The organism is Acrocarpospora macrocephala (assembly GCF_009687865.1).
Taxonomy (GTDB): domain Bacteria; phylum Actinomycetota; class Actinomycetes; order Streptosporangiales; family Streptosporangiaceae; genus Acrocarpospora; species Acrocarpospora macrocephala.
In genome coordinates this window covers 1-13,044 of the sequence record NZ_BLAE01000127.1, presented here as the reverse complement: position 1 = coordinate 13,044, position 13,044 = coordinate 1, and the positions used below count along the sequence as shown (strand labels likewise).

The 13,044-nt window shown below is 70.2% G+C and carries 5 protein-coding genes; all 5 read left to right on the top strand.

Going from position 1 to position 13,044, the window contains the following annotated elements; translation table 11 throughout:
• Positions 1-15: 15 nt before the first annotated feature.
• Positions 16-8,517, top strand: a complete 8,502-nt coding sequence (locus tag Amac_RS55765; protein ID WP_218041801.1) for a type I polyketide synthase — start codon at positions 16-18, stop codon at positions 8,515-8,517.
• 43 nt (positions 8,518-8,560) lie between these two features.
• A complete protein-coding gene (locus Amac_RS52645) occupies positions 8,561-9,406 on the top strand; it encodes a metallophosphoesterase family protein (protein WP_155361948.1) in 846 nt (281 codons plus the stop codon).
• Positions 9,403-10,131 carry a 4'-phosphopantetheinyl transferase family protein gene (locus Amac_RS52640; RefSeq protein ID WP_155361947.1) on the top strand — a complete coding sequence of 243 codons (729 nt, stop codon included), beginning with the start codon at positions 9,403-9,405 and terminating at the stop codon, positions 10,129-10,131. Before Amac_RS52645 ends, Amac_RS52640 begins: the two co-directional genes overlap by 4 nt.
• Before the next feature lie 67 nt (positions 10,132-10,198).
• Positions 10,199-12,040 (top strand): asparagine synthase (glutamine-hydrolyzing), encoded by a 1,842-nt coding sequence (gene asnB, locus Amac_RS52635; RefSeq protein WP_155361946.1) that lies wholly within the window; start codon positions 10,199-10,201, stop codon positions 12,038-12,040.
• Between the two features lie 155 nt (positions 12,041-12,195).
• The gene (locus tag Amac_RS52630; RefSeq protein WP_155361945.1) at positions 12,196-12,957 is read left to right on the top strand and encodes a DeoR/GlpR family DNA-binding transcription regulator; all 762 of its coding nucleotides are present in this window, start codon (positions 12,196-12,198) and stop codon (positions 12,955-12,957) included.
• Positions 12,958-13,044 lie beyond the last annotated feature (87 nt).

The following is a 13,044-nucleotide window of genomic DNA, read 5'->3' as shown; positions in this document are numbered from 1 at the left end:
CCGTTGATGGATCCGATGCTGGCGGATTTCCGCGCCCTGGCCGGGACGCTCAGCTACAACCCGCCGCGGATTCCGGTGGTGTCCACCCTGACCGGAGAGGCGGCCACGGCCGAGCGGTTGTGCTCGCCGGAGTACTGGGTGGATCAGGTGCGCCAGGCCGTGCGGTTCTCCGAGGGCGTCCGTGTGTTGCATGCGCAGGGTGTGCGGGCGTATCTGGAGCTGGGTCCCGACGGGGTATTGACCGCCATGGCTCAGGAGACCCTTGCCGCGATCGCTGATTCGGACGTCGAGGCGCGCGAGTCGGACCTGGTGCTGGTGTCGGTGTTGCGCAGGGATCGGGATGAGCAGAGCGCGGTGATGTCCGCGCTGGCCGAGTTGCATGTGCATGGGGTGCCGCTCGATTGGCGGGCGATGTTCCCGGGCGCGCGCCAGGTGGAGCTGCCCACATACGCCTTCCAACGTCGGCGGTACTGGCCGAGGCCGTCGCTCGCTGGTGCCGGGGATGTCACCGCCGCCGGGCTCGGAGTGCCGGATCACCCCTTGCTGGGAGCGGCCGTTGAGCTGGCCGGCGGCGACGAGGTGCTCTTCACCGGCCGGTTGTCGACTCGGTCGCATCCGTGGCTGGCCGATCACGTGGTGTCGGGCCGGGTGGTGGTGCCGGCGACGGCGTTCCTTGAGCTGGCGATCCGGGCCGGTGACGAGGTCGGCTGCGCCCGGGTGGACGATCTGACCCTTGCCGCGCCGTTGACGCTGCCCGAACACGGCGGCGTCCAGGTGCAGGTGCGGCTGGGCGGCCCCGACGAAAGGGGACGCCGGCCGGTGAGCGTGTACGCGCGGCCGGAAGATGAGCAAGAGCGGCCTTGGACACGGCATGCCGGCGGCCATCTGGCGGTCGAGGCACCGGCCCCCGATGCCCTGTTCGACACGACGGTGTGGCCGCCGGCCGGTGCGGAGCCGGTCTCGTTGGAAGGCTTCTACGAGGGGCGGGCGGCGGACGGTTTCGACTACGGGCCGGCGTTCCGTGGCTTGACCGCGGTGTGGCGATGCGGCTCGGACATGTACGCCGAGATCGGCCTCCCTGAGCAGGACGCGGCTGAGGCAGGGGCGTTCGGCATGCATCCGGCGCTGCTGGACGCGGTGCTGCATCTGTGCCTGTTCCTCGACCAGAGCCAGGAGGCCAGGCGCAAGGTGCCCTTCGCGTGGGAGGGCGTGTCCTTGCATGCGGCGGGGGCCTCAGCGGTGCGGGTGCGGATGTCCTGGGCCGGACCGGATGCGATGTCGATCGTGATCGCCGGTGCGGGAGGTCCCGCGGCCTCGATCACGTCGGTGGCGCTGCGCGTCCAGTCGGACGAGCTGGCCGCGGGCTCGCGAGCGATCGGAAGGGACAGCCTGTTCCGGCTCGACTGGGTCCCGGTTTCGCCGGTGCCTGCGGTCGCGCCGGGCACTCTGGCGGTGGTGGGTCCGGACGAGTGGGGGCTCGCCGAGGCTCTTGCCGAGGTCATGGGTGATCCTGTCAGGACAGGTGCCGATCTGCGGTCGCTGGGAGAGGCCTGCGAGGGCGGTGCTCCCGTGCCGCGCACGGTGCTGGTCCCCGTGGCCGCAGGCGGGTGCGGTGAGGTACCGGTGGCCGCGCACAGTGTGGCGTCGTCCGTGCTGGACCTGGTGCGATCCTGGCTCGCCGATGAGCGGTTCGCCGATTCGCGGCTGGCGTTTCTCACCCAGGGCGCGGTGGACGGCGATGACGTGGTGGCGGCGACGGCGTGGGGGCTCGTACGTGCCGCCGAGGCCGAGCACCCGGGCCGGTTCGTGCTGGTCGACCTCGACGACCTCAACCAGAGCGGCGACCGTGACCGGGAAGCCGGCCCTGACCGCGTGGGCCCGTCGATAGCGTCGATCGCCGCGCTGCCGCAGGCCCTGTCCGCCGCCGAGCCGCAACTGGTGATCAGGGATGGTGCCGTGTCGGCCGGTCGGCTGGCCCGGGTCTTCCCGCCCGCCGAGCTACCGGCCCTGGCCTGGGACCCGGCCGGTACGGTGCTGATCACGGGCGGCACCGGCGGCCTGGGCGGCATACTGGCCCGCCACCTGGTGACCGTACATGGCATCGGGCACGTGCTGCTGGCGAGCCGTCGCGGTGCGCGGGCGGAGGGCGCGGGTGAGCTGGTGGCGGAGCTGACCGGGCTCGGCGCTCACGTGACCGTCGTGGCATGCGACCTGGCGGACCGCGATGCCGTCGCCGGCCTGCTGTCCGGGATACCCGCCGAGCATCCGCTGACCGCGGTGGTGCACGCGGCAGGCGTGCTGGACGACGGTCTGATCGGCACCTTGACGCCGCAGAGCCTGGAGAAGGTGTTCCGGCCCAAAATCAGCGCGGCCTGGCATCTGCACGAGCTGACCAGAAACCAGAACCTGTCCGCATTCGTCCTGTTCTCCTCGGTGGCGGGGACGTTCGGGACGGCCGGGCAGGCCAACTACGCGGCGGCGAACACCTTCCTGGACGCGCTCGCCCGGCGCCGCCGAGCCGAAGGCCTGCCAGGGCTGTCACTGGGATGGGGCCCATGGGCCCAGGACGGCGGTATGACCAGCGCGCTGAGCCAGGCCGACATGGGCAGGCTCGCCAGGCGCGGCATGCTCCCGCTATCTTCGGATCACGGTCTGGCACTGTTCGACGCGACGGTCACGGGCGACGAACCGGCCGTGCTGCCCGCGCGCCTGAACCTGACGGCATTCCGCGCAGGTCAGGACATCCCGCCCCTGCTCCGAGGGCTGATCCGGCCGTCGGCCCGGCAGCAGGCGACGGCCGCGGCGGCGACCCTCCTCGCTGATCGCCTCGCGCCACTCGGGGCAGACGCCCGAAGGGCCGCCTTGCTGGAACTGGTCCGCGACCAGATCGCCTTGGTGCTGGGCCATGCGGACGGCAACGAGATCGAGGCGTTGAACAGCTTCCAGAGCATGGGCTTCGACTCGCTGACCGCGGTCGAGGTGCGCAACCGGCTGTCCGGGGCCACCGGGCTGCGCCTGCCGGTCACCCTGGTGTTCGACTACCCGAACGTCACGGCGCTGACGGAGTTCCTCCTGGCGGAGTTGCTGGGCGAACACGGCGGCGCGGCGTCCGCGCGGGCAACGGCGCGAACGGTCACGCCGGCCGATGACGATCCCGTGGTGATCGTGTCGATGGCGTGCCGCTACCCGGGCGGTGTGACCTCCCCCGAGGATCTGTGGCGGCTGGTCGTGGCAGGCGGGGACGCGATCTCGGCGTTCCCGGCCTCTCGTGGCTGGGATCTGGAGTCGCTGTACGATCCCGACCGCGAGCGCACGGGCACCAGCTATGTGCGCGAAGGCGGGTTCCTGCACGAGGCGGGCGAGTTCGACCCCGGCTTCTTCGGCATCTCGCCCCGTGAGGCGCTGGCGATGGATCCGCAGCAGCGGCTGCTGCTGGAGGCGTCCTGGGAGGCGATCGAGCGGGCCGGAATCGACCCGCTCTCGCTGCGCGGCAGCCTCACGGGCGTATTCGCCGGGGTGATGTACCACGACTACGCGACAAGCGCGGAGTTCCCGCCGGACGTGGTGAGCTTCATGGGCACCGGTACGGCAGGCAGCGTCATGTCCGGACGACTGTCCTACACTCTCGGCCTGGAAGGCCCGGCCGTGACGGTGGACACCGCCTGCTCCTCCTCACTGGTGACATTGCACCTGGCGGCCCAGGCACTGCGCGGTGGCGAATGCTCGCTGGCCCTGGCCGGCGGAGTGACCGTGATGGCCACCCCGGCCGCGTTCATCGACTTCAGCGCCCAGGGCGGGCTTGCGGGGGATGGCCGATGCAAGTCCTTCTCCGAGGCCGCCGACGGTGTCGGCTGGTCCGAGGGCGTCGGGATGCTGGTGCTGGAACGCCTGTCCGACGCGCGCCGCAACGGCCACCAGGTGCTGGCCGTCGTACGCGGGTCGGCGGTGAACCAGGACGGCGCCTCCAACGGGTTGACGGCACCGAACGGGCTGTCACAGCAGCGCGTGATCCGCCAGGCTCTGACTGGCGCCGGGCTGGCCGCCGCGGACGTGGACGCGGTGGAAGGCCACGGGACCGGGACCAGGCTGGGCGACCCGATCGAGGCGCGGGCGCTGCTGGCGACCTACGGCCAGAACCGGCCGGATGACCGCCCGCTGCTGCTGGGCTCGATCAAGTCGAGCATCGGCCACACCCAGGCGGCCGCGGGTGTCGCCGGTGTGATCAAGATGGTCCTGGCCATGCGCCACGGAGTGCTGCCCAGAACAGTGCACGTGGACGCGCCCTCTTCGCACGTCGACTGGAACCAGGGCGCGGTGGAGCTGCTCATCGAGAACCGCCCGTGGCCGGAGGCGGGTCGTCCGCGCCGGGCCGGTGTGTCCTCGTTCGGCATCAGCGGAACCAACGCACACGTGATCCTTGAGCAGGCGCCGCCAACCGTGGACGCCGAAACCGGTGCTGCCCCGGGCCCCGTGCCGGTGCTGGTCTCGGGGAAGACGAACGACGCGTTGCGCGCCCAGGCGGCACGTCTGCTGCCACGGATCGCCGACGACCTCTCCCTCGCGGACGTCGGCTTCGCACTGGCGATCACCCGCTCGGCGTTCGAGCATCGAGCGGCGGTAGTGGCCGGTGACCTGGACGAGCTGCGGGCGAGCCTGGCGGCCGTGGCGGAGGGGCGTTCGGCGCCTGGAGTGGTCCACGGGCGTGGCGCGCGGCCGGGCAGGCTCGCGGTGCTGTTCACCGGGCAGGGCGCGCAACGGGCCGGAATGGGCCGCGGGCTGTACGAGCGGTTCCCGGTGTTCGCCGACGCTTTCGACGCCGTGCTCGCCCACCTCGATCCCGAGCTGCGGGAGGTGATGTCCGGCGACACCGAACTGCTGAACCAGACCGGATACACCCAGCCGGCGCTGTTCGCGCTGGAGGTGGCGCTGTTCCGGCTGGTGGAGTCCTGGGGCCTCAAGCCGGACTTCCTGTCCGGGCATTCGATCGGCGAGATCACGGCGGCGCATGTGGCCGGCGTGCTGCCGCTGGAGGACGCGTGCCGGCTGGTGGCGGCGCGTGCCCGGCTCATGCAGGCGCTGCCGCCGGGCGGGGCGATGGCCGCCGTACAGGCCGCGGAGCAGGAGGTGCTGCAGTGCATCGCCGGGCACGAGGGCGAGGTCTCCATAGCCGCGGTGAACGGTCCGGCCTCGGTGGTGATCGCGGGTGCCGAGGAACCGGTCGCCCGGATCACCTCCAGGCTGGAGGCCGAAGGACGCAAAACGACGCGGCTGAAGGTGAGCCACGCGTTCCATTCGCCGCTGATGGAGCCGATGCTGGCGGAGTTCCGCGCCCTGGCCGAAACGCTCAGTTATAACCCGCCGCAGATCCCTGTGGTCTCGACCGTGACCGGCGGGCCGGCGTCGGCCGAAGAGCTGTGCTCGCCCGACTACTGGGTGGAACAGGTACGCCACGCGGTCAGATTCGCCGACAGCGTGGCCACGCTGCACCGTCAGGGGGTCACCGCGTACCTCGAACTGGGACCCGACGGCGTGCTGACCGCGCTGGCCGAGGACGCCATCCCGGCTGAAGGGGCAGGGCCGGTGCTGGTCCCGGCGCTGCGCGGAGACCGCGACGAGCAGACCGCCATCATGACGGCGGTGGCGACGTTGCACGCGCACGGTGCCACGGTGGACTGGCCGGCCGTGTTCGGCGCCGCCTTCCCGGGCGCCCGCCGGGTGGACCTGCCGACGTACGCCTTCCAGCACCAGTGGTTCTGGCCGAGCGGACGGCGCGTGGGCGACGCCAGAGATCTCGGGCTCGCGGCGGCCGCGCACCCGCTGCTGGGGGCCGCGGTGATGCTGGCCGGGTCGGACGGTGTCGTGCTCACCGGCCGCCTCTCGCTGCGGTCGCACCCGTGGCTCGCCGACCACGTCGTCGGCGGGACGGTGGTCTTCCCCGGCACGGGACTGCTGGAACTCGCCATCCGGGCCGGAGACCAGACCGGGTGTGATCGGGTGGAGGAGCTCACCATGGCCACCCCGCTCGTGCTCGGCGAGCGGGACGCGATGGCCGTTCAGGTGTCGGTGGGCGCACCCGACGCGTCGGGTCGCCGAGAGCTCGCCGTCTACGCGCGGCCCGCCGACGTGGCCGACGACGAGCCATGGGTACGGCATGCGACCGGCGTTCTCTCCGGCGACGGCGACGGCGCGACCGCGGGCGGGGTCGCGGCGTTCGACACCGAGGTGTGGCCGCCGCGGGGAGCGTCCGCCGTCGAGCTGGACGGCCTCTACGACCGGCTCGCCGAAGGCGGGTTCGGCTACGGACCGGTGTTCCAGGGGCTGCGCGCGGTCTGGCGGCGCGACGACGAGGTGTTCGCGGAGATCGCCCTGCCGGACCAGGTCGGCGACGCCGGCTCCTACGGCGTGCACCCGGCGCTGCTGGACGCCGCCCTGCACGCGGTGCCGTTCCTGGAGGCCGCCCGGCCCGAGGCGGGGCGCGTGCCGTTCGCGTGGGGCGGCGTGCACCTGAACGCCGGCGGCGCGACGATGCTGCGCGTACGCGTGACCAGGACCGGCGAGGACACGGTGTCGGTGACCGCGGTGGACATGGCGGGAGCGACCGTGCTCACCGCCGAGTCACTGGTGGCACGTCCGGCATCGCCCGGCGCGCTGGCCGCCGGTGGTGACCGCCGGACGCCACGGGACGCGCTGTTCCGGCTGGAGTGGACGCCACTGCCCGAGGAGCCGGCCGCCGTCGCGGAGCCCGGCGTGGCGGTGCTGACCGGGGACCTCGCAATGCTCGACGGCTCCCTCGCCGCCCTGCCGGCGGACGCGCCGCGCGCCGTGGCCGTGACCGTGTTCCCCGCCGAGGGCTCCGCCGACGCGGTCATCGCCGCGACGCGCGAGTCCACCGCCCGCGTTCTGGGCCTCCTGCAGCGCTGGCTCGCGGAAGACCGGTTCGGCGACATCCCCCTCATCGTGGTGACGAGTGGCGCGGTCCAGGACGACGTGAGCGACCTGCCGGGAGCCGCCGTGTGGGGCCTGGTCCGTGCCGCGCACGCGGAGAACCCAGGCAGGTTCGTGCTCCTCGATCTCGATGCGCCGCGAGAGCCGTCCAAGGCGCTGCTCTCGGCCGTGCTGGCCTGCGGCGAGCCGCAGCTCGCGGTGCGTGACGGGGTGCTGAGAGCGGCACGCCTGACGCCGGTGGCGCCGGGCGAAAACACCGTACGGCGGTGGGACCCGGCGGGCACGGTGCTGATCACCGGTGGCACGGGCGGTCTCGGCGTCGAGGTGGCGCGGCATCTGGTGAAGGAGCACGAGGTACGCCATCTGGTGCTGGCCGGTCGTCGCGGGCCGGCGGCGCCGGGCGTGGTGGAGTTGCAGGCCGAGTTGGTCGCGTACGGCGCCGAGGTCACCGTCGCCGCGTGCGACGTGTCCAATCGGGACGCGCTAGCCGCCCTGCTGACCGTCGTACCCGCCGAGCATCCGCTGACCGCGGTCGTCCACGCGGCGGGGGTGCTGGATGACGCGACGATTCCCGCGCTCCGGCCCGAGCGGCTGGACGCCGTGCTGTGGCCCAAGGCGGTGGCCGCCTGGCACCTGCACGAGCTCACCCAGGGCCTGGATCTCGCCGCGTTCGTGCTCTTCTCGTCGGTGGCCGGCCTGGCCGGCGGCGCGGGGCAGGGGAACTACGCCGCGGCCAACGCCTTCCTCGACGGCCTGGCCCACCACCGGCGGGCCGCCGGGCTGCCCGCGCTGTCCTTGGCCTGGGGGCCCTGGGCGCGGGACACCGGGATGACCGCCGGGCTCGACGACGCCGATCGGCGGCGGATGGCACGAGCGGGCATTCGCCCGCTGACGGTGGAGCAGGGGCTGGCGCTGTTCGACGCCGCCCGCGCCGTGGACCTTCCGGTGCTGGCGCCGGTCCGGCTCGATCTGTCGGCGCGTGCGGACGTTCCACCGTTGCTGAGAGGCATGGTGTCCGCCAGGCGCCGTACGGCCACCGGCAGGCAGGAGGAACCGGACACCCTGCTGCGCAGGCTGGCCGCGCTCACCGCCGCCGAGCGTGCCGAGGTGCTCGTCACTCTCGTCCGGGCCGAGGTGGCGGGCGTGCTCGGACATGCCGGCGCCGACTCCGTCGAATCGGACCGCGCCTTCAAGGAGCTGGGCTTCGACTCCCTCACCGCCGTCGAACTCCGCAACCGGCTGACCGGCGCCACCGGGCTGCGCCTTCCGGTCACCCTGGCGTTCGACCACCCCACGCCGCTCGCGCTCGCGGACCACCTGCTCGACCGGCTCGGCCTGAGCGAGCAGACCGGGTCGGCCGCGCTGCTGGCCGAGCTCGCGAAACTGGAGAAGGCTTTCACCGAGATGACCGTCGACATCGACGTGCACAAGCAGGTCGCGGCGCGTCTGGACATTCTGAGGACCAAATGGGCGGCACTGGCGCACGATTCCGGCGACGCGGAATTCGACCTCGATGCGGCCACGGACAACGAGATGTTCGACATCCTCGACAACGAGCTCGGCTTGTCGTGAGTCCGTCACTATTCCGGCTCGTACGGGGGGAACCGACCACATCATGAAGGCGCGAAATCTGCTCGCGGTAAGCGACCTGCACGTCGCCTACGCCGAGAATCGACGCTTCGTCGAAGAATTCCGGCCCGAGTCCGAGGCGGACTGGCTGATCGTCGCCGGTGACGTCGGCGAGTTCGCCGCGGACATCGAATGGGCGCTCACCCTGCTGGCCCGCCGCTTCGCCCAGGTCATCTGGGCGCCGGGCAACCATGAACTGTGGACGCCGAAGGACGACCCGATCCAGCTTCGCGGCGAAAACCGGTACCGGTATCTCGTGGATATGTGCCGTCGCCTGGGAATTCGCACGCCCGAGGATCCGTACCCGATCTGGGACGGGCCCGGGGGGCCGGTCACCATCGCGCCCCTTTTCCTTTTGTACGACTATTCGTTTCGCGTCCACGGCATGGCCACGAAAGAGCAGTCGCTGGCAATGGCGTACGAGACGGGTGTGGTGTGCACGGACGAGATGCTGCTGCATCCCGACCCCTATCCGAGCCGCGAGGAATGGTGCTGGGCCCGAGTGGAATCGACCGAGCGCCGGCTGGCGGCGTGCGATCCCGACTACCCGCTTGTTCTCGTCAATCACTATCCGCTGGTACGTCAGCCCACCCGCGTCCTGCGTTATCCGGAGTTCGCCCAGTGGTGCGGAACCGAGCGGACCGCCGACTGGCACCTTAAATACCGGGCGGCCGTGGTCGTGTACGGCCACCTGCACATCCCACGCACGACCTGGTACGACGGAGTTCGCTTCGAGGAGGTTTCGCTGGGATACCCGCGGGAGTGGCGGCGACGGGGCGCGATCCCCCGCCCGGCGCGGTCGATCCTGCTGGCCCGCGAACTCACGCCATGATCGAGGACCTGCTGCCCGGCGCGATCATGTCGTCGGAGGCGTTCGACGACTCGCAGCCATGCGCCCTGTTCCCCGCCGAGCAGGCCGTGATCAGCGGGGCGGTGGAGAAGCGCCGCCGCGAGTTCACCACGGCGCGCTGGTGCGCCCGCAACGCGCTCGGCCGCCTGGGTTACCCGCAGGTGCCCGTGGTGCCGGGCGCCAAGGGCGCGCCGGTCTGGCCCGCCGATGTCGTCGGCAGCATCACCCACTGCACCGGGTACCGTGCCGCCGCCGTCGCCCGGTCGAGTGACATCACGACCCTGGGGATCGACGCCGAGCCGAACAAGCCGCTGCCCGCCGGCATCCTGGAGGCCATCGCGGTCGAGGAGGAACTGCGCTGGGTGCCGGATTTCCTGCGGCGCGACCCGTCGGCGCGATGGGACCGGCTGCTGTTCAGCGCCAAGGAGTCCGTCTACAAGGCGTGGTTCCCGCTGGACCCGCTGCGCGAGCCACGCCTCGACTTCAGCGAGGCGTCGATCACCTTCGACCCGGTCGGGGGCGGTTTCCTGGCCCGGCTGCTGGCCGAGGGACCGAGGCTGTCCGACGGCAGCGAGTTGCGGGAGTTCTCCGGCCGCTGGCTGGTACGCCGGGGTCTCGTGATCACGGCCATCGCGGTCATCGCCACCTCTCCGGACGCCCGGAACACCCCGGGAACCGCGGACGACCTCAGGCTCACCCAGCACTAGGAATTTTCCTAGCCGATTGTCTTTAGGCTCGGTTTTCGGTCGATTTCCGCGGCTGAGAGGACCGGGTATGTGTGGGATCACGGGTTGGGTGTCATATGACGCGGATTTGACCGAACGGCAGGCCACGGTCGACGCGATGACCGCCACCATGGCGCTGCGCGGGCCCGACGCCTCCGGAACCTGGGTTGAACGGCACGCCGCGCTCGGTCACCGAAGGCTGGCGGTCATCGACCTGGACGGTGGCGTGCAACCGATGGAGTTCGCCACCCCGAACGGCCCGGTGGTCCTGGTCTACAGCGGCGAGGCCTACAACTTCATCGAACTGCGCAAGGAACTGCAGGCGCGAGGACACCGGTTCCGTACGTCGAGTGACACCGAGGTCGTATTGCACGGTTATCTCGAATGGGGAGAAAGCGTAACCGAGCACCTCAACGGGATGTACGCGTTCGCCATCTGGGATGCCCGTGATCAGAAGCTCGTCATGATCCGCGACCGGCTGGGGGTGAAGCCGCTCTATTACTACCCGACCGGCGACGGCGTCCTGTTCGGATCCGAACCAAAGGCGATTCTGGCCAACCCGCTCGCTCGCAAGGCAGTCGACATCAACGGAATACGCTCGGCGGTGTTGGCCGCCGGGGGCCAGTCGATCTGGAAGGGGATGCACGAGGTCGAGCCGGGCACGGTCGTCACCGTCAAGTCGAGTGGAATTCACACCAGGACGTACTGGAAGCTCAGAACGGCACCGCACACCGATGACCAGAAGAGCACGGTCGAACGAATCCGGGAGTTGCTCGACGACACCGTCAACCGGCAGTTGATCTCGGATGTGCCCCAGTGCGTTCTGCTGTCCGGTGGGCTGGATTCCAGCGCGATCGCCAGCCTCGCATCGCGCAAGCTGACCGCGAAGGGTGATCGGGTACGCACGTTCTCGGTCGACTTCGTGGATCACGTCGATCGCTTCAGACCGGATGCATTTCGGACCACCCCGGACGCGCCATTCGTCAAGGACATGGTCAACATGATCGGGCCGGTCCACCAGCAGGTGGTGCTGAGCGCGGAGAATCTGTCCGATCCGGCCGTTCGCCGTGCCGTGATCACGGCTCGGGACACACCGAGTGGTCTTGGCGAATCGGATATCTCGATGTATCTGCTCTTTCAAGCGATACGCGGCGAATCGACGGTTGCGCTCTCCGGCGAGGCCGCGGACGAGAACTTCGGCGGCTACCAATGGTTCCACAACAACATCCGCGAACTCCCCATCTTTCCCTGGATGGCGGCGCTGCTCAGCGCGCAGGGCGGCAACCCCGCCCTCATGCCTTTCACAGCGGAAGCGCTGGCGGCCATGAAATTGGAAACCTACCTGGGGGACCAGTACCGGACGGCCGTGGCGGCTGTCGATCACCTCGACAACGCGTCGCGTCTCGAGCGTCAGATGCGCGTCATGTTCCACATGCACCTGACCCGCTTCCTGCGGATGCTGCTGGACCGTAAGGACCGCCTGTCGATGGCGGCCGGTCTCGAAGTGCGGGTTCCGTTCTGTGATCACCGTCTCGTCGAGTACGTCTACAACACGCCGTGGCAGCTCAAGTCGTTCGACGGCAGGGAGAAGAGCCTGCTGAGACACGCCGTGAAGGACCTGCTTCCGCCGTCGGTACTCAATCGGAAGAAGAGCGGTTACCCGACGATGATGCATGACAGCCGCTTCTCGAACGCCCTGCTGCTTGAGGCCAAAGAGGTGCTGGCGGAACCCCATAACCCGCTGTTCACGCTGTTCAACCGGAAATGGGTGCAGTCGGTGATCGATACGGACTCCTCGAAGATCGCGCACGGCGAGAAGCTCCTGCTCGACAAGATGATCGACATGTACTACTGGATCGACATCTACTCACCCGAGCTCGCCCTGTCCTGACCGCCGCTGGTCATGCTTCGCCACGCCGCCACGCTCGACTACCTCGGCCACCGCAGATGTGGGTTCGTTCATTTCGTGATGTCCGGAAACCTTGACGACCCACAGATACGGATGTAAACACATACGAAACACCATTGAAACGGCGGTGAAACAACATGTACGCCGAGGAACGACAGCAGGAGATCCTGCACGCGGCCCGGACCGCCGGGCGGGTGGACGTGGTCACACTCGCGGAACAGTTCGGCGTCACGACGGAGACCATCCGCAGGGACCTGACGGTTCTCGAGCGCGCGGGCGTGCTGCGGCGGGTGCACGGCGGGGCGATCCCGGTCGAGCGGCTCGGCTTCGAGCCCGCTCTCGCGGCGAGGGACGAGGTCATGACGGCGGAGAAGGAGCGCATCGCCAAGGCGGCGCTGGCCGAGTTGCCGCAGGACGGCGCCATCATCATCGACGCCGGTTCGACCATGAGCCGCCTGGTCCAGGCACTGCCCACGGACCGTGAGCTCACCGTCATCGTCAACTCGCCGCCGCTCGCCGCCGCGTTGGCCACCCGTTCCGCCCTCACGGTCCTGATGCTGGGTGGCAGGGTCCGGGGCCGCACGCTCGCCACGGTCGAGGACTGGGCGCTCGAGCAGCTCTCGCACCTGCACGTGGACGTGGCCTTCATGGCGACGAACGGGTGCTCGGCGATCGGGGGGCTGACCACACCCGACCCGGCCGAGGCGGCGATCAAGCGGGCGATGATCGGCTGCGCCCAGCGAGCCGTGCTGCTGGCCGACCACACGAAGTTCACCGGGAGCTACCTGGCCCGCTTCGCCACCCTGTCCGAGATCGACATGATCATCACGGATACCGAGCTCGACTCGAAGCTGGCCGCCGGTCTGGCTGCCGCGGGACCCGAGATCGTCCGGGCATGACACTCACCCTCGACGTCGGCTCGATGGCCCTGCCGCTCATGCCCGGGGGATGAGCGGCGCATTCCCCCCACCAGGCGGCCCTCGCAA